This is a genomic window from Streptomyces sp. CA-210063 (assembly GCF_024612015.1).
GTDB lineage: Bacteria > Actinomycetota > Actinomycetes > Streptomycetales > Streptomycetaceae > Streptomyces.
In genome coordinates this window covers 4,337,220-4,358,327 of the sequence record NZ_CP102512.1, presented here as the reverse complement: position 1 = coordinate 4,358,327, position 21,108 = coordinate 4,337,220, and the positions used below count along the sequence as shown (strand labels likewise).

The following is a 21,108-nucleotide window of genomic DNA, read 5'->3' as shown; positions in this document are numbered from 1 at the left end:
GAAGGACAGGGAGGGGAGCGTCCCCTTACTGCCTGACCGCTCTGAGGAGCGATTAACGATGTTCGAGAGGTTCACCGACCGCGCGCGGCGGGTTGTCGTCCTGGCTCAGGAAGAAGCCCGGATGCTCAACCACAACTACATCGGCACCGAGCACATCCTCCTGGGCCTGATCCACGAGGGTGAGGGTGTCGCCGCTAAGGCCCTGGAGAGCCTCGGGATTTCGCTCGAGGCGGTCCGCCAGCAGGTGGAGGAGATCATCGGGCAGGGGCAGCAGGCCCCGTCCGGGCACATCCCCTTCACCCCCCGTGCCAAGAAGGTCCTGGAGCTGTCGCTCCGCGAGGCCCTTCAGCTGGGCCACAACTACATCGGCACGGAGCACATCCTGCTCGGCCTGATCCGTGAGGGCGAGGGCGTCGCCGCCCAGGTCCTGGTCAAGCTGGGCGCAGATCTCAACCGCGTGCGGCAGCAGGTGATCCAGCTGCTCTCCGGTTACCAGGGCAAGGAGACCGCCACCGCCGGCGGGCCTGCCGAGGGCACCCCCTCGACGTCCCTGGTCCTCGACCAGTTCGGCCGGAACCTCACCCAGGCCGCTCGTGAGTCCAAGCTCGACCCGGTCATCGGGCGCGAGAAGGAGATCGAGCGGGTCATGCAGGTGCTGTCCCGCCGTACGAAGAACAACCCGGTCCTGATCGGTGAGCCCGGCGTCGGCAAGACCGCCGTCGTCGAGGGCCTCGCCCAGGCCATCGTCAAGGGCGAGGTGCCCGAGACCCTCAAGGACAAGCACCTCTACACCCTGGACCTCGGCGCGCTGGTCGCCGGCTCCCGCTACCGCGGTGACTTCGAGGAGCGCCTGAAGAAGGTGCTCAAGGAGATCCGCACCCGCGGCGACATCATCCTGTTCATCGACGAGCTGCACACGCTGGTCGGTGCGGGTGCCGCCGAGGGCGCCATCGACGCGGCTTCGATCCTGAAGCCGATGCTGGCCCGCGGTGAGCTGCAGACCATCGGCGCCACCACGCTGGACGAGTACCGCAAGCACCTGGAGAAGGATGCGGCCCTGGAGCGCCGCTTCCAGCCCATCCAGGTCGCCGAGCCCTCGCTCCCGCACACCATCGAGATCCTCAAGGGTCTCCGCGACCGGTACGAGGCGCACCACCGCGTCTCGATCACGGACGAGGCCCTGGTGCAGGCGGCGACGCTCGCCGACCGGTACATCTCGGACCGCTTCCTGCCGGACAAGGCGATCGACCTGATCGACGAGGCCGGTTCCCGGATGCGTATCCGCCGGATGACCGCGCCGCCGGACCTGCGCGAGTTCGACGAGAAGATCGCCGGTGTCCGCCGGGACAAGGAGTCCGCGATCGACTCGCAGGACTTCGAGAAGGCCGCCTCCCTGCGCGACAAGGAGAAGCAGCTCCTCGCCGCGAAGGCCAAGCGGGAGAAGGAGTGGAAGGCCGGCGACATGGACGTCGTCGCCGAGGTCGACGGCGAGCTGATCGCCGAGGTCCTCGCGACCGCCACCGGCATCCCGGTCTTCAAGCTGACCGAGGAGGAGTCCTCGCGTCTGCTCCGCATGGAGGACGAGCTCCACAAGCGGGTCATCGGCCAGGTCGACGCCGTCAAGGCGCTGTCGAAGGCGATCCGTCGTACGCGTGCGGGCCTCAAGGACCCGAAGCGCCCCGGTGGTTCGTTCATCTTCGCCGGCCCGTCCGGTGTCGGTAAGACCGAGCTGTCCAAGGCGCTCGCCGAGTTCCTCTTCGGTGACGAGGACGCGCTGATCTCCCTCGACATGTCGGAGTTCAGCGAGAAGCACACGGTCTCCCGTCTCTTCGGTTCGCCCCCCGGTTACGTGGGCTACGAGGAGGGCGGCCAGCTGACGGAGAAGGTGCGGCGCAAGCCGTTCTCGGTGGTCCTCTTCGACGAGGTCGAGAAGGCCCACCCGGACATCTTCAACTCGCTGCTGCAGATCCTGGAGGACGGTCGTCTGACCGACTCCCAGGGCCGGGTCGTGGACTTCAAGAACACGGTCATCATCATGACGACCAACCTCGGCACCCGGGACATCTCCAAGGGCTTCAACCTGGGCTTCGCGGCCTCGGGCGACAAGAAGACCAACTACGAGCGCATGAAGAACAAGGTCTCGGACGAGCTCAAGCAGCACTTCCGGCCCGAGTTCCTCAACCGTGTCGACGACGTCGTCGTCTTCCCGCAGCTCACGCAGGAGGACATCCTGCGGATCGTCGACCTGATGATCGGCAAGGTCGACGAGCGCCTGAAGGACCGGGACATGGGCATCGAGCTCTCCCAGTCCGCCAAGGAGCTGCTGTCCAAGAAGGGTTACGACCCCGTGCTGGGCGCCCGGCCGCTGCGCCGGACCATCCAGCGCGAGATCGAGGACACCCTCTCCGAGAAGATCCTCTTCGGCGAGCTGCGCCCCGGCCACATCGTGGTCGTGGACACCGAGGGCGAGGGCGAGGCCAAGACCTTCACCTTCCGGGGTGAGGAGAAGGCGGCACTGCCCGACGTCCCGCCGATCGAGCAGGCGGCCGGCGGCGCCGGACCCAACCTGAGCAAGGACGCGTAACCGCCGCGCTCGGCCTGAGCGGAAGGGGCTGCCCCAGGACTTCGGTCCTGGGGCAGCCCCCTTTGTCTGTCCGGTTGTATCCAGCTGAATTCAGGCAGGAGAGGCTGCTCCGGGGCGATGGCTCCGGGGCGGCCTCTTTGCTGAGGCGGCGGCGTAGCCCGCGTCACAATTCGGGGTTATCCGTTCCGGGTGGCCGGTGACATGCCGCACAGGGAATTTGTCCGGTACTAGGCGGAATAGTCGATGGGCGGTGGATGGATAGCGGCGGGCAAATCGGACTTTTAGGTTCGAGAGTGTGGGGTTTGGCGGTGGAGTGCAGATGGGGGCTGTTTTGAGGGGCACTGTCAAGGAGTGGGGGTATTTCGGGTGGTGTACGACCTTCGGTCGTAGGTCACACGTTTGAGCGGTTTGGTGCTTTAGGGGTACCAAGGGTTGTCCCGCTCGGCGGTCGCAGATGTGTGCCGGGTGGGATGTGTGTCCGTCAGGGCACCGTCCTTGTCTCCGTCCCCCGTGAGGTACACCCATGTCGCAGCGTGTTCGCACTCCCCGTTCCCGTATGTCCCAGCTTCGTGTCCGGGCCGCCGTGGTGGCCGTCGGGATGGGGGTCTCGGGTGTGCTGGGGGTAGGGGTCGCGGCCGCCGCCGGTGGTGCTCAGGCCGCGAGCACCGGCACCGTCCAGGCCGCCGCCGCCAAGAAGGCGGCCTCCTGGGTCAGCCCGGTCAAGGGCTACAAGCTGAGCGCGCGGTTCGCGCAGGCCGGGAACATGTGGTCCGCGAAGCACAGCGGGCAGGACTTCGCCGTCAAGAGCGGTACGGCGGTCGCCGCCGCGCACGGCGGAACCGTCGTGAAGGCCGGCGGCAACGGCGCCGGTGACGGCCCCGCGTACGGCAACGCCGTCGTCATCAAGCACGGCAACGGCACCTTCTCGCAGTACGCCCATCTCTCGAAGGTGAGCGTGAAGGTCGGGCAGGTCGTCAAGACCGGGCAGCGCATAGCCTTCTCCGGCAACACCGGCAACTCCAGCGGACCGCACCTGCACTTCGAGATCCGTACGACCGCGAGCTACGGCTCCGGCGTCGACCCGGTCGCCTTCCTCCGCACCAAGGGCGTCACCGTCTGAGCCGAGCCCGACTCGGTGACGCCGTACGGTTCACTCCGTACGGCGTCAGCAGGGGGCCGACACCCGAATGCGGTGGCTTTCAGGAGCTCCGCGCGCCGGCGTGCGCCTGTGTCACCAGATCGATCGCGACCTCCAGGACCGCCTTGCGCTTGTCCTCGGGGTCGCCTTCGACGTCCCGGAGGCCGAACATCCCGGCGTGCATGGTGAACAGGGCGCTGACGCAGCGGACCTGGTCGGTCAGGGCGGCGTCCGGCTCCTTGACGGTGTCGATCAGGCGGAGCATGCGGTCCTTGAACGTCTCGCCGACGCTCAGCTCGCGCACCGTTGCCTGGTTCTCCTGCATGAAGCGGAAGAGGGGGGCCACGTCGGCCAGGGCCACGCTGTAGCGGCGGAGGATCTCCCGCTTGGTGTCGAGGGTGCGCGGCTGGGCGTCCGCCCACTCGATCAGTTCGTCGATCGGGCGCCGCAGGTCCTGGAAGAGGCCGATGAGGATGTCTTCCTTGGTCTTGAAGTGGTAGTAGAGCGCCGCTTTCGTCACGTCCAGGCGCTCGGCGATCTCCCGCAGCGAGGTCTTCTCGTATCCCTGCTCGGCGAAGAGTTCGAGGGCGACGTCCTGGATGCGCTGACGCGTGTCGCCGCGACGCTGCCGCTTGGGCGTCGGGTCACCGCCGACGTCCGCCGTGACGTCGTCTGTCGTGCCGCTCATCCTCGTACTCCTCGCCGTCGCGGAAGGCCTGGGTCGGTCAAGCCTCGGCCAAGCCCGTCGAACTTACTTGACGCCCGGCTAGTTAGAGCCCTAGCTTCCCTAAGTGTAGACAACTAGCCGGTCGGCAAGTAAGTACCCCGGCGGGTGAGAGCGCGGCAGTGAGTGCGCAAGGCTCCGGGGGGAGTGGAGGACCGTGATGGACGCGGAAACCAAGAGGGAAGCGAGCGGTGGGACGGGCGGTGGGACGGACGGGCCGCAGCCGCGCAGTGTGCGGGTCGTGCTGCTCGCGCTCATGATCGCCATGCTGCTCGCGATGCTCGACAACATGATCATCGGGACCGCGATGCCGACGATCGTGGGTGAGCTCGGGGGCCTGGAGCACCTCTCCTGGGTCGTCACCGCGTACACGCTCGCGACCGCCGCCTCCACCCCCATCTGGGGCAAGCTCGGCGACCTCTACGGCCGCAAGCAAGTCTTCATGACCTCGATCGTGATCTTCCTGATCGGGTCGGCGCTGAGCGGGATGGCCCAGGACATGGGCCAGCTGATCGCGTTCCGGGCGGTCCAGGGGCTCGGGGCCGGCGGGCTGATGGTCGGCGTCATGGCGATCATCGGCGACCTGATACCGCCGCGCGAGCGGGGCAAGTACCAGGGGATGATGGCCGGGGTGATGGCCCTCGCCATGATCGCCGGGCCGCTGGTCGGCGGGACCATCACCGACCACTGGGGATGGCGCTGGTCCTTCTACATCAACCTGCCGCTCGGCGTCGTGGCGCTGGTCGCCGTCAGCGCCGTACTGCATCTGCCGAAGCCGTCGCGGGACGGCCGGTCGGCGCGGAACATCGACTACCTGGGCGCGGCGCTGCTGACCGTCGGCATCACGGCGATCGTGCTGGTCACGACATGGGGCGGGACCGAGTACGCCTGGGGGTCGGCCGTCATCATGGAGCTGATCGCGATCGGGGTGGCCTCGCTGGTGGGGTTCCTGTTCGTGCAGAAGCGGGTGGCGGAGCCGGTGATACCGCTGCACATCTTCCGCAGCCGGAACTTCACGCTGATGTCCGTGATCGGTTTCTTCACCGGGTTCGTGATGTTCGGGGCGGTGCTGTTCCTGCCGCTGTTCCAGCAGTCCGTGCAGGGTGCGTCCGCGACCAACTCCGGGCTGTTGCTGCTGCCGATGCTGGGGGCGATGCTCGCGGTGTCGATGGTCGCCGGGCGGGTGACCACGGGGAGCGGGCGGTACAAGGTCTTCCCGGTCGTCGGGAGCGCGCTGATGATCGTGGGGCTGTTTCTGCTGGCGCAGATGGACACCGGTACGAGCCGGGTGACGTCCGGGGTGTTCATGGCGGTGCTGGGTGCCGGTATGGGATGTCTGATGCAGATCACCATGCTCGTCGCGCAGAACAGTGTCGAGATGAAGGACATGGGGGTCGCGTCGTCCACGACCACGCTGGCCCGGACGCTCGGGTCGTCCTTCGGGGTCGCGATCATGGGGGCGCTGTTCAACAGCCGGGTGCAGGACGTGATGGCCGAGCGGGCCGGGGCGTTGGGGTCCGAGGTCACCGAGCGGTCGGCGCAGCTGGACGCGGCGAGTCTGGCGAAGTTGCCGGTGGCGGCGCGGGAGGCGTACCAGTACGCGGTCTCTTCCGGGACCCACTCGGCGTTTCTGCTGGGGGCGGTCGTCTCCGTGGTGGCGCTGGTGGCCGCGGTGTTCGTGAAGGAGGTGCCGTTGCGGGGGGCCGGGGGGTCTGAGGCGGCGGAGGCCGGCAGTGGGGTTGCCGGGGCCAAGGAGACGATGACGGTCTGACCCCGTTCGAACCCCCTGAGTGCGCCTGAGAGCTCGGGGGGTTCGGTGCGTCGGCGGGTGCGGGTGGGTCGGTGGTTGCTCGCGCAGTTCCCCGTGCCCCTAAAAACCCCGGGCGCGACCTATGCCGTCAAGGGGCGCGGGGAACCGCGCGATCGGCCCCCACTCAGCCGCAGACAACCCACGGCCCCAGCTCACCCCACCCCATCACCCGACATCGGCAGCATCGGGTAGCTGCCCGTGTTCGTCGGGGCGTGTTCCGGGAGCCACAGAACCGCGACCGCGCCCTCGGACGGTACGTCGTCCGGGGAGCCGGGTGGGCGGACGTTGCGGAAGGTCAGGCGGGCGCCCAGGACGCGGGCCTGGCCGGCGGCGATGGTGAGGCCCAGGCCGTGGCCCTGGCCGGCGCGGTCGGAGGCGCCGGTGCGGAAGCGGCGGGGGCCGTCGGCGAGGAGCTCCTCGGGGAAGCCGGGGCCGTGATCGCGGACCCGGATCACGCGGCCCTCGACGGAGACCTCGATCGGCGGCCTGCCGTGCTTCGCCGCGTTGGCGATGAGGTTCAGCAGGACGCGTTCGAGGCGACGCGGATCCGTCGTGACCGCCGACTCGTGCACGATCTGGACGCGCACCCCCGCGTCCTTCGCCGCCACCCGCCGGGCCACGAACTCGCCCAGCACGATGTCCTGCAGCTCGGCCCGCTCGGAGGCCCCGTCGAGGCGGGCCACCTCCAGCACGTCCTCGACGAGGGTGCGCATCGCCTGGGCGCGGTCGCGGACCAGTTCGGAGGGGCGGCCCGGAGGGAGGAGTTCCGCGGCCGTCAGGAGGCCGGTCACCGGCGTACGCAGCTCGTGGGCGATGTCCGCCGTCACCCGGCGCTCCGCCTCGATGCGTTGCCGCAGCGTGTCGGCCATGGCGTCCACGGCCCGTGCCAGCTCGGCGGTCTCGTCGCGTACGACACCGCCGATCGCGTCCTGCACCCGTACGTCGGACTCGCCCTTGGCCACCTCGTGCGCGGCGGCCGCCGCCTTGCGCAGCCGGCGGGACATCTGGCCGCCGATGAGCACACCGAGGGCCGAGCCGCCGAAGACGACCGCGATCGAGCCGATGAGCAGGGCCTGGTCGAGGTCCCGCATCACGGCGGAGCTGTGGTCGGTGAAGTCGGTGTGCAGGGACAGGACGCGGCCGTCCTTCAGCGGGACCGCCGCCCAGATGTCGGGCACGCCGTTCTCGCCCTCCGACACGAAGGTGGCCCGGCGGCCCTCCGCCACCTTGGCCAGCAGGTCCCTCGGGATGGCGGGGTCGTCGAGCTTCACCCCGAAGGCACCGGACTTCAGCCGACGCCCCGACTCGTACATCCGCTGGGCGACCTGGATGCGCTCGTCGGCCAGGTCGCGTGAGTTGTCGAGCATCGACACGCGCGCCGCGTTGTGCACGACCAGGCTCAGCGCGATCGCCACCAGCGCCCCGACCAGCGCGATCGCCGCGCTGAGCTGCCATCGCAGGCCGGTACGGATGCCCGACGCGAAGCCAGGGCCGGTCCGGCGGCCGGCAGAGGCCCCGACGGCGGCCCCGACGGCGGTTCCGCTTCCGCCACCGGCGGCACCCGCCCCGGCCCCGAGCCCGGCGGCACCCGACCCACCCCCGCTGCCGGCGGCGCCCGACGTCTCCGGCCCCCGCCCGCCTCGTATGCCCCTCAGGTTCATGTCACCACGCCCCGCTCAGGCCTTGAGCTTGTAGCCGAAGCCGCGGACCGTCTCGATGCGGTCCTGGCCGATCTTCGTCCGGAGGCGCTGGACGTGGACGTCGACGACCCGGGTGTCGCCACCCCAGCCGTAGTCCCACACGCGTTCGAGCAGCTTGTCGCGGGACAGGACCGTGCCGGGGGCGGAGGAGAACTCGAGCAGCAGTCGCATCTCGGTCGGCGTCAGCGCCACCGGCACCCCGGACTTCCGGACCTCCATGCCCTCGGTGTCCACCACCAGCTCGCCGAAGGTGAGCACCCCGCCGGTGCCGGCGGCAGCGGACTCGTCGGCCTTGGCGTCGCCGCTCGCGTGCCCGAAGCGGCGCAGGACCGCGCGGATCCGGGCGACCAGGACGGCACCGTCGAACGGCTTGGTCACATAGTCGTCGGCGCCCGCCTCCAGGCCCAGCACGACGTCGATGGAGTCGGCGCGCGCGGAGAGCATGATCACCGGGACGGTCGACTCGTCACGGATACGGCGGCACAGGGAGACCCCGTCCAGGCCCGGCACCATGACGTCGAGGAGCGCGATGTCGGGCTGGTCCGCGCGGAACGCCTCCAGGCCCGACAGCCCGTCGGGCATGGCCGTGACCGCGAAGCCGTCCCGCTCCAGCGCGAGCTGGGTGGCCTCGCGGATGACGTCGTCGTCCTCGACGAACAGGACATGGGTCTGCTCTGCCATCCGGTGATCTCGTTCACTCTCGGTCGGTACTGATCGGGGTCGGGGTCGCAGTCGGTCTCAGCCCGGTTCGGGGGTGGCAGATTCCGTGCCGCCCACCGCGGTGCTGTACTCGGTGCGCGTACTGGTCCGCTGTACGAAACGGTCCTTGATCCAGCGGTACGTGGTCACTTCCTCGCTGGACGGGTACGACGACGGGTCGCCATTCTCGTACAGCTGCCGGGTGACCAGGAGGTCGCCCCGGTCGATCTCCGCGTAGACGGGGGGCTGTTCGGAGAGGAAGACGCTCCGGTACTTCCCCTTCTCCGCGCGGTACACGTACGACGCCACACCGACGGCGTCCGCGCAGGTCATCACATTGACCACGAGGTCGTCGGCCGAACCCCCGGTCAGACCCCCGTACGTCACGTCCACCGGGTACTCGTCGGCCACACACGGCTTCAGATCGCTCTTGACCGTCCTGCTGACCGCCGGGTCCGCCCGGACCATGCGGACGACCTCCTCGACACTCGGGTGGTCGCCGTCGGAGTCGGCCGAGGCGGAGGCGGACGGCGAGGCCGCGCCCGCCGCGAGGGAGTCGTTGTCGGCCGGTCCCTCGTCGCGTGCGCCGGTCCCGCCCGTACCGCAGGCGGAGACGGAAAGGCCGAGGGCGGCGAGCACGGCCACCGCCGTGATCACCGCCTTCGTGACCTGCCTGGCCCTTGGACCCGGGCCGGCCGCTGTGCTCAGGCCGCGCAACGCTCCTGCTCCTCGCTCGCTTCGAGCGCACGGGCGGCGCGCTCTTCGTGGTCCCGCGACTCCAGCTCCTCGCGGAGCCGCGCCAGCGCACGGTGCAGGGTGCTCTTGACCGTGCCGGCCGACATACCGAGGGCGGCGGCCGTCTCCTCCGTGGACATCTGCTCCCAGTGTCGCAGGACCACGACACTGCGCTGCTTGGGAGCCAGGACCTTCATGATGTCCATGAGGAGGGCGCGGTCCGCGTGCTGCTCGGTGGAGTCCTCGATGCAGGCGTCCGGCAGCTGCTCGGTCGGGACCTCCTCCAGCTTCCGGGCCCGCCACCACTCCGTCCGCGTGTTGATCATGACCCGGCGCAGATACGCGTCCGCCAGCCGCTTGTCCGCTATGCCGTCCCAACGGCCGTACGTCCGCGCCAGCGCCGTCTGCAGCAGATCCTGGGCGTCCACCGGGTCCGGCACCAGCCGGCGGGCGCTGCGCAGCAGCGCGTCCTGCCGAGTGCGGACGTACTCCTCGAATTCGAGCACCTCGCCGTGCGCCATGATCAACCGCCTCCGTTCCCCGTTTCCGGCGCCCGCGCATCCGCGTGCCGCCGGTTGTCCGCCGCTTCGTCCCGCGTGTTCCTGCGGTACGCCAATGAAGCTACGGAGCGGTTGTCACGGTGACGTCCGAGGCAGCCTGCGGAGAACGCTCGGCTGTCCGTCGGTTGTGTAACAGAAGCAGGAAAGGGGTAAAGCCGGTTGGCCTTTGGGGAGGGTGTGGGGTGATTTACCCGGTCGGGCCCGGTCAGGCCCGACCGGGGTCTGTGTTGCGGTCGTGCCTCGGCGATGCGGCGCGGGCTGTGCGGTGTCAGGTGTGTCAGGTGCGTCAGGTGAGGGGGAGCCGGTAGAGGCCGTCCGGGAGGGGTTCCACCAGTCCGTCGGCGACCAGGCCGTCGAGGGCGCGGGCGCGCTGCACGGGCTCGTCCCACACCCGGTCGAGGACGTCCTGCGGTACGGGCGTGATCGCGTCCCGCAGTACGGCGAGGAGCTTGCCGCGGACCTGACGGTCGGTACCGGCGTACGTCTGACCGCGCCGCGCCGGGCCGTCGTGCGCGGGCTTCCCGGCGAGCCGCCAGGCGCACTGCCCGGCGATCGGACAGCGGTGGCACGTCTCGTTCTTCGCCGTGCACACCAGCGCGCCCAGCTCCATCGACGCGGCCGCCCAGCGGGACGCCACGCCGTCGTCCTCGGGCAGCAGGGCCCGGGCCAGCTTGCGCTCGGCGGCGGTGGTCGCGTTCGGCGGGTACTGCGTGCCGCTCACCGCGCGGGCGAAGACGCGCCGCACGTTCGTGTCGAGCACGGCGTGCCGCTGCCCGTACGCGAACGACGCCACCGCCGCGGCCGTGTACTCGCCGATCCCCGGCAGCGCGAGCAGCTGCGCATGGTCCCGCGGTACGTCTCCGCCGTGCCGTTCCGTTATGGCCACCGCCGCGCCGTGCAGCCGCAGCGCGCGCCGCGGATACCCGAGCCGGCCCCAGGCCCGCACCGCCTCGCCCGGCGCCTCCCTCGCGAGGTCCGCCGGCCGGGGCCAGCGTGCCAACCACTGCTCATAGACGGGCAGTACGCGGTTGACCGGTGTCTGCTGCAGCATGAACTCGCTGACCATCACCCCCCACGGCCCGGCCTCCGGCCGCCGCCAGGGCAGATCACGGGCATGCGTCTCGAACCAGGCGATCACCGGGGTGTGCAGTTCGGTGGGGGCGGGGGCTTCGGTGGCAGGGCTGCTCTGAGGCTTCGTGGGTGCAGTCATGGCACGGTCGATCCTGCCATGCGGGGGTGGATGGGGGTGGCTTCTGGTGGGGGGTGTCTGGGGTGGGTTGGCGAGTGCGGGTGGGTGGGGACTTCTCGCGCAGTTCCCCGCGCACCTGAAAAGCAGGGCCTGCGCCCCGTGCTTTTCGGCCCGCAGGGGCCGTGTCTTTTTAGGGGCGCGGGGAACTGCGCGAGCAACCACGAATCACCCGCACCCGCCGATGAACCGCACCCCCCCCCGAGCTGTCCCGCGTGCGGTTTCAGGCCGCCGGGCGCCAGCCCAGTTCCGGCCCCACCTTCGTCGCGATGTCCGTGAGGATCTGAACGTAGTCCTCATGCTCGAAGGTGAACGGCAGTGCGAAGGCGACCTCGTCGATCTCGCGGAAGGCGACGTGGGCGTGCAGCTGTTCGGCGATCTCGGCGGAGGTACCGACCAGATCCGGCGCGAAGAGAAGCCGGGCCGGCCCCTGCGGCGCGGTGGTCCGGGGCAGCCGCTTCGCCGCGTACGCCTCGTACCTGGCGCGCTGCTCCGCACTGGCCGAGTCGGTGGGGATGACGACGAGCCCCTGCGACACCCGGGCGCGCTCCCCGTCGGGGTGATGCGCCCGGAACTCGCGGATGTGGGAAAGCTGGATGCGGGCGAAGTCGACCTCACCGGACCCGGACCCGGACCCGGACCCGGACCCGGACCCAGACGCAGCACCAGCCCCGGTTCCCGTCTCAGGCCCCTCCGCCTTCACCACGCTGCTGGTCAGGAAGTTCATCCCGTTCTCCCCGGCCCACCGTGCCGATCGGAGGCTGCCGCCGCCGTACCACATACGAGCGCCCAGCCCGGGGGAGTGCGGCTGGACCCGGTCCGAGAACACTTCGAACCCCTCGGTGCCGCTGAAGTCGGTGGCCGCTTCACCTCGTACGAAGCCGAGGAGGCGCCGGACCCGTTCGAAGCTGAAGTCCTCCGCGTCGGCGGTGTCCGGGTAGAGCGCCGGCTTGACGGTGTCGTAGTGCATCGGCGGTCCGACGCTGACGCCCGGGTTGAGCCGGCCGCCGGAGAGGAGGTCGACCGTGGCCAGGTCCTCGGCGAGCCGCAGCGGGTTCTCCCAGCCCAGCGGGATGACGGCGGTGCCCAGTTCGATACGGCTCGTGCGCTGCGAGGCCGCCGCGAGGACCGCGACGGGGGAGGAGATGCCGTACTGGAGATGACGGTGGCGCAGCCACGCGCTGTCGAAGCCGAGTTGTTCGCCGAGTTCGATGATCTCCAGGGTCGATTCGTGGCCCCGGCGGGGGTCGGCCTCGTCGAACAGCCCGATGGTCAGGAACCCCAGCTTCCGCAGCGGCCTCGACGTCGGTTCCATGGATTCGCCCATCGTCGTACTCCCGATCCTCCGACGCGCTTTGGTGATGGTGCCGATTGTGGCAGGCGTGGATTTCGTGAACGGACATGGGCGGCCCGGGAGTTCGCCCTCCTCGCGCGGCACTGTCACGGTCACGGACAGTGCACAGCCGGGGCCTACGCTCACGTACCGCGATCGTGAACTGCCCGGTCAGGGCAGTGGCGGGCACGACCGGGATGATGATCCGGAAAAGTTGAGGTTGAGGGCGGCGGGTGGGGCAAGTGGCGAGGCGGATCTCTCGTACAGTTTGCGCCGTGGGATCTCTGCGCAATCCGATCGGGCCGCTTCCCTCCTCCATCTACTGGCGACGGAGGGCCATTCTGCTGACCGTCGTCGGTCTGCTCGCGCTGCTGATCGTATGGGTCGTCACCAGGGGTGGCGGGAACGGCGACAACAACGCGGGCGAGCCCGACGGCAAGAATCCCGTGACCTCCATCACCCCCGGGCCGTCCGGTTCCGGTCCCGCGATCAGTGAAGCGCCGGGCGGGCGCGACGAGTCGGGCGACGAGTCGAGTTCCGGGAGCGCCGGTTCGGGATCCGGCTCCACTTCCGGGTCCGGTTCCGACGCGGACTCCGGGGCCGGGGGCGCCGATGGCGGGTCCGGTGCCGCCGGGGGCGGTACGTCGGACGACGGGGGCAAGAACGGGAGCAGCTCCGGCGAGCAGGTCCCGGCGGGGTCCAGCTTGCCCGACTGCACCGCCGGGGCCGTGAAGTTGACCGTGCGCAGTGTTCGCAACGAGTACGGGCCCGGGGTGAACCCCACGTTCGAGCTCATCGCCCGTAACTCCTCCGGCAGTGACTGCAAGCTCGATCTCGGGCCGGACAACACGGTGGTGACGATCACCGCGGCCGGGGAGGACGACGCGTTCTGGGCGTCGGACGACTGTCATGAGACCGCGGGCAGCCTGCTGTTCAAGGTGCCGGCCGGGGACCGGGTCACCTACACCGTGGAGTGGAACCGGGACCCCAGCGCGCCGAACTGTGCGACGCCTTCGGCCGGTTCGGCTGCGGCCGGGACGTATCTCGTCGAGGCGAAGGCACCTGGACTGGCCACGGCCCGTCAGTCCTTCGTGCTGGAGAACGACTGACGAAGGACTGACGACTGGGTCGGGCACGGGGTTTCATCGCCCCCGCCGCCCCTACTCGTCCCATCCTGGGGGCTGCGCCCCCAGACCCCCCTTGTCGGCCTTCGGCCTTCGGCCTTCGGCCTTCGGCCTCGTCCTCGGACGCCGGACAGGCTGAGAGTGCCTGAGGGCGGCTGAATGAGGCGGAGGGCGGGGTCAGACGTAACGCTCAAGGATCGACGACTCCGCCAAGCGCGACAGTCCCTCGCGGACGCTGCGCGCTCGGGCCTCGCCCACTCCGTCGACCGCCTGGAGGTCGTCGACGCTGGCGGCGAGGAGTTTCTGGAGGCCGCCGAAGTGTTCGACGAGGCGGTCGATGATGGCGCCCGGGAGGCGGGGGACCTTGGCCAGGAGGCGGAAGCCGCGAGGAGAGACGGCGGAGTCCATGCCCTCGGGGGAGCCGGTGTAACCCAGGGCGCGGGCGACGGTGGAGAGTTCGAGGAGCTCGGCGTGGGTGAGGGCGTCGAGTTCGTGGAGGGCCTGGTCGACCGTACGGGAGCGCTTGGCCGTCGGCTCGGGCACATAGTCCCGGACCACCAGCTCGCGTTCCGGTTCGACGCCCGCGATCAGCTCGTCGAGCTGGAGGGCCAACAGGCGGCCGTCCGTGCCCAGTTCGACCACGTATTCAGCGATTTCGGTGGCGATGCGGCGGACCATCTCCAGTCGCTGGGCGACCGCCGAGACGTCCCGGACCGTCACCAGGTCCTCGATCTCCAGCGCGGAGAGGGTACCCGCCACCTCGTCCAGGCGGAGCTTGTACCGCTCCAGGGTCGCGAGGGCCTGGTTCGCGCGGGACAGGATCGCCGCCGAGTCCTCCAGCACGCGCCGGTGGCCGTCGACGTACAGCGCGACCAGGCGCATCGACTGGGAGACGGACACGACCGGGTAGCCGACCTGTTTGCTCACGCGGTCGGCGGTGCGGTGCCGGGTGCCCGTCTCCTCGGTCGGGATCGTGGGGTCGGGGACCAGCTGGACGCCCGCTCGGAGGATCTTGGACAGGTCCGAGGACAGGACGATGCCGCCGTCCAGCTTGCACAGCTCGCGCAGCCGCGTGGCCGTGAACTCGACATCCAGCACGAAACCGCCCGTGCACATGGCTTCGACGGTCTTGTCGGAGCCCAGCACGATGAGTCCGCCGGTGTTGCCGCGGAGAATCCGTTCAAGCCCGTCGCGCAGCGCCGTGCCTGGGGCCACGGCGCTCAGTGAGGCGCGCATCAGGCCATCGGCACCGGAGCTCCCACCGGACTTTCCGGGAGCTGCTGCCCGGTCGTTGGCTGCCACTGCACTCCTCGGGTCGCAGGATCTGGGGCGCTCCCGTTTCGCACACGTGGTTCGTACGGACGGGCGAGACCTGGGCAAAGTCTACCGGCGGTCCTCCTCGTCCCGTGGGGCCTCTCGCCGACGCGATCGGGGCAGTACCCGGAGCGCGTCTCCCATGTCGGCCACTTCCAGGACCTTCATACCGGGAGGAACCTTGCCGGGATCGGACGGAACGAGCGCGTGCGTGAAGCCCAGGCGGTGTGCCTCGGAGAGGCGGCGCTGGACCCCGGTCACCCGTCTGACCTCGCCCGCGAGGCCCACTTCGCCGATCGCCACGAGGTTCTTGGGCAGGGGGGTGTCGGTCGCCGCGGAGGCCAGGGCGAGCGCGATCGCGAGGTCCGCGGCGGGCTCCGAGAGCTTCACGCCGCCGACCGTCGCCGAGTAGATGTCCCGCTTGCCGAGGGCGCTGATGCGGCCGCGCTGCTCCAGGACCGCGAGCATCATCGAGACGCGGGAGGTCTCCAGGCCGGACGTCGTACGGCGGGGGGAGGGGAGCTGCGAGTCGACTGTGAGCGACTGCACTTCCGCGACCAGGGGGCGGCGGCCCTCCAGGGTCACCGTCAGGCAGGTGCCCGGGACCGGTTCGTCGCGGCGGGTGAGGAAGAGGCCGCTGGGGTCGGTGAGACCGGTGATGCCCTCGTCGTGCAGCTCGAAGCAGCCGACCTCGTCCGTCGCGCCGTAGCGGTTCTTGACGCCGCGGACCAGGCGGAGGCGGGCGTGGCGGTCGCCCTCGAAGTGCAGGACCACGTCGACGAGGTGCTCCAGCAGGCGTGGGCCGGCGATCGCGCCGTCCTTGGTGACATGGCCCACGAGGAGTGTCGACATGCCGCGGTCCTTGGAGGCGCGGATGAGGGCGCCGGCGACCTCGCGGACCTGGGCCATGCCGCCGGGGGCGCCGTCGATCTCCGGGGAGGCGACCGTCTGGACCGAGTCGAGGATCAGGAGGGACGGTTTGACCGCGTCCAAGTGGCCGAGCACGGCGGCGAGGTCGGTCTCGGCGGCCAGGTAGAGGTGGTCGTGGAGGGCGTTGATGCGGTCGGCCCGTAGGCGGACCTGGCTGGCGGACTCCTCGCCCGTCACGTAGAGCGTCGGGTGTTCGGCGCTCGCGGATTTGGCCGCGACGTCGAGGAGGAGGGTGGACTTGCCCACGCCGGGTTCGCCGGCGAGGAGGGCGACGGCGCCGGGGACGAGGCCGCCGCCGAGGACCCGGTCGAGTTCCGGGACGCCGGTGGTGCGGGCCGCGGCCTGGCGGCCGTCGACCTGGCCGATGGGGACGGCGGAGGTGGTGACCCGGCCGGGGGCCGTCGTACGGACCGCGGGCGCGCCGTACTCCTCGACCGTGCCCCATGCCTGGCATTCGGGGCAGCGGCCGAGCCACTTGGCCGTCTGCCAGCCGCACTCTGTGCAGCGGTAGGACGGCCGGTCCTTCGCGGTCTTCGTACGGGCAGCCATGCACGAACCGTAACGGAGCGCACCGACAGTCTCCGACGGTTGGCCGGAACGCCTGTGCGGCCGGGGCTTCGGGGCGGCTGGGCGCCTGTTCGCCGTGGGGGCGTTCATGTGGGGCGGCCGCGGGTGGTGCGTGGTTGCTCGCGCGGTCCCCGCGCCCCTTTCGGGGCGCGGGCGCACGGTGTCCTACAGGCGTCGCCCGATCGTCAGCTCCGCCGGGTGGTACGGGACGTAGGCCGCGCCGTCGAGGCCGAGGGCGAGGGCGGCGGTCTGGAGGGCGCCCGGGGTCGCGGAGGCGCCCCAGCGGCCGGTGTCGAGGCGGGACTCCAGGGCGTGGAGGGCGGAGACGGTCTCGGCGGTGGTGAAGGTGCAGTGGCCCTGGCGCTCGACGTAGGCCTGGCGGAGCAGGGGGCCGTCGCCGGAGGCGCGGACGCGGTCGGCGAAGCGGTTCTCCTGTTCGACGGGGACGAGGTCGTCGGCGGTGGTGTGGATGTCGAGGAGGGGGACGGCGAGGCCCTGGCCGGCGGAGGAGGTGCGTTCGCCGGTGGCGACGGCGGACGGGTCGGCCTTGATCTTCGCGTTGGCGGTCAGGTTCTCGAGGTCGGCCCGGAGGTCGAGGCCGGCCTCTCGGTACAGGGCCTTGACCAGGGGCGCGTGCTGGGACGTGGACAGCAGGCGGGCGTAGTCGATGCCCTTGTTCCCGGAGTTGTTGCCGCCGAGGGCCTTCTCGACGTGGTAGCGGGCGCCCTCGACGCGGCTGAGGATGCCTTGTGCGAACCAGTCGTACTGCTGGGCCTGCTGCTCCTCCCAGTCGCCGGCGGCGGGGCGGTCCTTGCCGGGGGCCCAGGCGGGCAGGTTGAGGTAGGCGGCGGCGAGGGCGATACGTGCGCGGCCCTCGGGAGTCTTCTGCGCGGCGACGACGGCGTCGGTGAGCTGCTGGCCGGTGGTGGCGCCCTCGGCCTCGGAGGCGAAGTCCACCAGCTTCACAGGTGTGTCGGGGAGCAGCAGTCGGGCGATCGTGTACTCGGCGTCGAGCTGGTAGCCGTGCAGGTCGTTGGCACCGGCCACGAGGCCGCACAGGCCCAGGGCGCCGTCGATCCCGCCGGCCCCGGAGCGGGCGAGCTGCGCGTTGACCAGTCCGCCCATGGACTGGCCCATGGCGAGGGTGCGGGTGGGTTCGCCGATCTTCTCGGTGACCGCCGCGATGGTGGCGACCTGGTCGCGCTCCGCGCTCTCCAGGCCCCAGAGGGTCTCGCTCACGTCGTAGGAGGAGCCGGTGAGCGCGTAGCCCTCTTCGAGGAGGCGCAGGCGTACGGCCTCGCGGGGGGCGTTCTGGGCGGCCCTGGCGCCGAAGCCGTGGCTGAAGACGATCAGGGTGCCGTTCCAGTTCTCCGGCACATCGGCGATCCAGGTGGCGCCGTCGGCGAGCGTGCCGCTGAGGCGCTCGGCGGTCGAGGCGGCCGTGGCGGCCGTCTGTGGACTGGCGGTCGAGACGGAGGCGCTGGTCAGGGAGAGGACGACGGCCGCGGCGAGGGCGGCGAGGGTGCGGGGGGTGGAGCGGCGGGTGCGTGCGGGCATGAGGAGTGGGGCTCCTGTCGACGCGTGGGGACGGGGGGACCGGAGTAACCGGGCGTAACTGGAGATGCCTTGAACCCCTGGGAATGTAGGGCTGTTTCGTTGTCGTGGTCAAGAAAGTGCACAACATTCGCCCGGCTCGCAGCGGAATCCGGGATTCCTGTCCCCTTATGAGGGATCGTTTCACCCGTACGGGGTAAATGTGCTGAACGGGCGAGAAGGTGCCGCTCCCGGACGCCTACCGTCCACGAATGATGAGCACCAGTCCGGAGACCTCGACCCGCATCACCGGCGCCCACCGGGCCCACCGCGAGGCGCGCGATCGGGCGGCGGCGCACGCAGTGGCGCAGCGCCCGTCGGCGCGCTACGAGCCGTACCTGGACGGCCTGTTCACCTACTGCATGTCCGTGCTCTGCGACCACGACACGGCGACCGCGGCCCTGGCGGACGTCCTCGCGCTCGCCGAGCGCCGTCGGGGTCCGGATGCCGCGGACGACCGCAGGGCCTGGCTGTACGCGCTGGCCCGGTGGGCCTGTCTGCGCAAGCTCGCCGAGGTCCGGCAGAAACGTCCGGGCACGCATGCCTCCGGGCGCCAAGCCGTACACGGCGGCGGGACCGAGAAGCCGCGCGCCGCGAGGACCGCCGTCAGGTCCGTGGCCCTCTCCGCGGACGAGGAGCGGCAGCGGCGGCGTGAACTCGCCCTCCTCGCCTGGCCGGAGGCCGCCGGCACCACCCCCGAGCAGCGCGAGGCGCTGGAGTTGGCCGTGCGGCATCAGCTCGCCGCGCACGAGGTCGCCGATGTGCTGGGGATGGACCCCGCCGCCGCGCGCGAACTGCTCGCCTCCGCCGCCTGCGAGGTGGAGCGCACCCGCGCGGCCCTCGCCGTCGTCGAGACCGGCGCCTGCCCGAGCGTCGCCCGTCTGACCGGTGATCATCAGCTCGTCCTCGGCGCCACCCTGCGCCGCGAACTCGTCCGGCACGTCGACGACTGCCCCGTCTGCCGCCGGGCCGCCGAGCGCGCCGTCCCCGGCCGCTGGCCCGGCACGAGCGTCACGCCCGCCGCGCTGCCCGTGCTCGAAGCGCCGCGCGCGGCCCTGGCCCTGGCGATGGCGCACCTCACGCGCGCGCGTGGCGGCGCCCCGCGCTTCGACCGGCGCGGTTTCCCCATGGACCCGAGGGACCACGCGGCCCGCCGGGACCGGCTGCGCGCGCGTGCCGTCACGACGACCGTCGTCGCCACCGTCGTCGCCGCGCCCGTCCTCGCCCTGTGGGCCGCCTACCGCAGCGCCCCCCTCATCGGCGAGGGCGGTGACGGCCGCTCCGTCAGCGCGGGCGAGGAGCAGGGCGAGGGCGACGGGACCGTCGGCGACGGCAGCGGCGACGCGTACGAGAACGCGGGCAACGCCACCAGGCCCGGCGCCCACCTCGGCAAGGGCAAGCACGCGGTGGACGACGTCTCCGTGGAGGTCAGCCGGGGGAAGGGGCACGGGTGGGGCGCGCTCTCCGTCACCGCCTCCAACGACGGTGACACCACCCTCGTCACCCTGAGGGCGACCGGCGACTCACCCGTCCACTGGTCCGCCCGCACCGGCGAGGACTGGCTCTACCTCAGCCAGTCCTCGGGCACCCTGGAACCCGGCGAGTCACTGACGATCAAGGTGTACGTCGACCAGCTGAGCGAGCCCGGCGGGTACTGGACGGCACAGGTCTTCCTCGCCCCCTCGGGCACCGTGGTCACGATCGAGGGCTACGGCCCGATGCCGGCGCCTCCGGTCGACTCCCGCCCCACGCCGCCGGTCCTGGACCCGGGCCCGCCGAGGCCCACCGCCCCGCCCCCGACGCCCGACCCGGACCCCACGCCCACCGGCCCGGCCCAGCCGGACCCGACCCCGACACCCACCGATCAGGCGCCGAGCGACCCGGGCCCGACCCCGCCGCCGAGCGACGGCGGAGGAGACCCCCCGCCGGGCTAGGGGGTGTGTTGAAGGTCCCGCACAGCACCCGCGGCGCCCGGCACGCACCCTCGCCGCACCGGCCAAAGACCCAAGTAGCTCCTCCCCCACTCTCGGCTTCGCTCGAGCGGGGGGACCCCCATCGAGGGCCTTCGTCCGGCACGCCGAGGCCACGCACCGAACACCGCGGGCACCGCGCGGGACCTTCAACACACCCCCTCGTAACGCGCTTACGGTCGTACGGGATCCGCCGGATGCGGAGCCACCAGCGGCAGCCGGGACGCCAGCCGCTGCTCGCACAGCTCGACCAGACGGTCGTACCCCGCCTTGCCCATCAGCTCGGTCAGCTCCGGCCGGTACGACACGTACACCGGGTCGCCCGCGCCGTGCGCCGAGGTCGCCGACGTGCACCACCAGTGCAGGTCATGGCCGCCCGGACCCCAGCCGCGGCGGTCGTACTCACCGATCGACACCTGCAGCACGCGCGTGTCGTCGGGCCGGTCGATCCAGTCGTACGTCCGTCGGATCGGCAACTGCCAGCAGACGTCCGGCTTTGTCTCCAGCGGCTCGCGGCCCTCCTTCAGCGCCAGGATGTGCAGCGAGCAGCCCGCGCCACCGGCGAAACCGGGCCGGTTCTGGAAGATGCACGACCCCTGGTACGGGCGGGTCTGGCGGTCGCCGTCCTCGTCCTCGGAGACCCAGCCGGTCTCCGTGCCCACGTCGTGGAACTGCCAGAGCTCCGGAGTGAGCCTCGCCACATGCTCGGCGACCCGCTTCTCGTCGTCCTCGTCGGAGAAGTGGGCACCGAGGCTGCAGCACCCGTCGGCCGCGCGGCCCGCCTGGATGCCCTGGCAGCCGCTGCCGAAGACGCAGTTCCAGCGAGAGGTCAGCCATGTCAGATCGCAGCGGAAGACCTGCTCGTCGTCCGCGGGATCCGGAAACTCCACCCACGCGCGCGCGAAATCGAGCCCCTTCTCGTCCGGGGCGGTGGACTCCGCCGAGTCCTTCTTCGACTTGGGTGGCTTGGTCGCCGCCTTCGCCCGCGAAGAGCCGCCGGCCGCGGCCGCTCCCGCTGCCGACTTGTCGGCCTTTGCCTTTTTCGTCTTTGGCACCCGTCCAGGGTACGGCGCCCGAGAGC

Annotated in this window: 16 protein-coding genes; 5 read left to right on the top strand and 11 right to left on the bottom strand. The window is 71.0% G+C overall.

What is annotated here, in order from left to right; translation table 11 throughout:
- The first annotated feature begins 58 nt into the window (after positions 1 to 58).
- Both JIX56_RS18730 and JIX56_RS18725 read left to right on the top strand, forming a co-directional pair.
- The gene (locus tag JIX56_RS18730) at positions 59 to 2,584 is read left to right on the top strand and encodes an ATP-dependent Clp protease ATP-binding subunit (protein ID WP_257542171.1); all 2,526 of its coding nucleotides are present in this window, start codon (positions 59 to 61) and stop codon (positions 2,582 to 2,584) included.
- Between the two features lie 523 nt (positions 2,585 to 3,107).
- The gene (locus JIX56_RS18725; RefSeq protein WP_257542169.1) at positions 3,108 to 3,704 is read left to right on the top strand and encodes a M23 family metallopeptidase; all 597 of its coding nucleotides are present in this window, start codon (positions 3,108 to 3,110) and stop codon (positions 3,702 to 3,704) included.
- 79 nt (positions 3,705 to 3,783) lie between these two features.
- Here JIX56_RS18725 and JIX56_RS18720 read toward each other — a convergent pair whose 3' ends face one another.
- Positions 3,784 to 4,410, bottom strand: a complete 627-nt coding sequence (locus JIX56_RS18720; protein ID WP_257542167.1) for a TetR/AcrR family transcriptional regulator — start codon at positions 4,408 to 4,410, stop codon at positions 3,784 to 3,786.
- A 196-nt stretch (positions 4,411 to 4,606) separates the two neighbouring features.
- On the opposite strand from JIX56_RS18720, the gene JIX56_RS18715 reads away from it, so the two are divergent.
- Positions 4,607 to 6,217 (top strand): MDR family MFS transporter, encoded by a 1,611-nt coding sequence (locus tag JIX56_RS18715; protein WP_257542165.1) that lies wholly within the window; start codon positions 4,607 to 4,609, stop codon positions 6,215 to 6,217.
- A 191-nt stretch (positions 6,218 to 6,408) separates the two neighbouring features.
- Here JIX56_RS18715 and cseC read toward each other — a convergent pair whose 3' ends face one another.
- The 6 genes from cseC to JIX56_RS18685 all read right to left on the bottom strand — a co-directional run bounded on the left by cseC (position 6,409) and on the right by JIX56_RS18685 (position 12,511).
- Positions 6,409 to 7,917 carry a two-component system sensor histidine kinase CseC gene (gene cseC, locus JIX56_RS18710; RefSeq protein ID WP_257542163.1) on the bottom strand — a complete coding sequence of 503 codons (1,509 nt, stop codon included), beginning with the start codon at positions 7,915 to 7,917 and terminating at the stop codon, positions 6,409 to 6,411.
- Between the two features lie 15 nt (positions 7,918 to 7,932).
- Entirely contained in the window at positions 7,933 to 8,637 is a 705-nt protein-coding gene (gene cseB, locus JIX56_RS18705) for a two-component system response regulator CseB (protein ID WP_257542160.1), read from the bottom strand.
- A gap of 57 nt (positions 8,638 to 8,694) precedes the next feature.
- Positions 8,695 to 9,372 carry a hypothetical protein gene (locus JIX56_RS18700; RefSeq protein WP_257542159.1) on the bottom strand — a complete coding sequence of 226 codons (678 nt, stop codon included), beginning with the start codon at positions 9,370 to 9,372 and terminating at the stop codon, positions 8,695 to 8,697.
- Entirely contained in the window at positions 9,360 to 9,911 is a 552-nt protein-coding gene (locus tag JIX56_RS18695; RefSeq protein ID WP_045562650.1) for a SigE family RNA polymerase sigma factor, read from the bottom strand. The genes JIX56_RS18700 and JIX56_RS18695 overlap by 13 nt, the downstream gene beginning before the upstream one ends.
- Positions 9,912 to 10,236: 325 nt before the next feature.
- The gene (locus JIX56_RS18690) at positions 10,237 to 11,160 is read right to left on the bottom strand and encodes an A/G-specific adenine glycosylase (protein WP_257542157.1); all 924 of its coding nucleotides are present in this window, start codon (positions 11,158 to 11,160) and stop codon (positions 10,237 to 10,239) included.
- Between the two features lie 259 nt (positions 11,161 to 11,419).
- Positions 11,420 to 12,511: an LLM class flavin-dependent oxidoreductase gene (locus JIX56_RS18685; protein WP_257550964.1), complete on the bottom strand. Its 1,092-nt coding sequence runs from the start codon at positions 12,509 to 12,511 to the stop codon at positions 11,420 to 11,422.
- A 293-nt stretch (positions 12,512 to 12,804) separates the two neighbouring features.
- Between JIX56_RS18685 and JIX56_RS18680 the strand changes: the two genes are divergently transcribed.
- The gene (locus JIX56_RS18680) at positions 12,805 to 13,638 is read left to right on the top strand and encodes a hypothetical protein (protein ID WP_257542155.1); all 834 of its coding nucleotides are present in this window, start codon (positions 12,805 to 12,807) and stop codon (positions 13,636 to 13,638) included.
- A 192-nt stretch (positions 13,639 to 13,830) separates the two neighbouring features.
- Here the strand turns inward: JIX56_RS18680 and disA are convergent, their stop codons facing one another.
- The 3 genes from disA to JIX56_RS18665 all read right to left on the bottom strand — a co-directional run bounded on the left by disA (position 13,831) and on the right by JIX56_RS18665 (position 18,021).
- Positions 13,831 to 14,955, bottom strand: coding sequence for a DNA integrity scanning diadenylate cyclase DisA (gene disA, locus JIX56_RS18675; RefSeq protein WP_257542153.1), 1,125 nt, complete (start codon positions 14,953 to 14,955; stop codon positions 13,831 to 13,833).
- A gap of 81 nt (positions 14,956 to 15,036) precedes the next feature.
- Entirely contained in the window at positions 15,037 to 16,446 is a 1,410-nt protein-coding gene (gene radA, locus JIX56_RS18670; RefSeq protein ID WP_257542151.1) for a DNA repair protein RadA, read from the bottom strand.
- Positions 16,447 to 16,629: 183 nt separating this feature from the next.
- Entirely contained in the window at positions 16,630 to 18,021 is a 1,392-nt protein-coding gene (locus JIX56_RS18665) for an alpha/beta hydrolase (RefSeq protein WP_257542149.1), read from the bottom strand.
- Positions 18,022 to 18,269: 248 nt separating this feature from the next.
- On the opposite strand from JIX56_RS18665, the gene JIX56_RS18660 reads away from it, so the two are divergent.
- Positions 18,270 to 19,991: a BACON domain-containing protein gene (locus JIX56_RS18660; RefSeq protein ID WP_257542147.1), complete on the top strand. Its 1,722-nt coding sequence runs from the start codon at positions 18,270 to 18,272 to the stop codon at positions 19,989 to 19,991.
- A 209-nt stretch (positions 19,992 to 20,200) separates the two neighbouring features.
- Here the strand turns inward: JIX56_RS18660 and JIX56_RS18655 are convergent, their stop codons facing one another.
- On the bottom strand, positions 20,201 to 21,082 hold the full coding sequence (locus tag JIX56_RS18655) for a hypothetical protein (protein ID WP_257542146.1): 882 nt from the start codon (positions 21,080 to 21,082) through the stop codon (positions 20,201 to 20,203).
- Between the last annotated feature and the right edge of the window lie 26 nt (positions 21,083 to 21,108).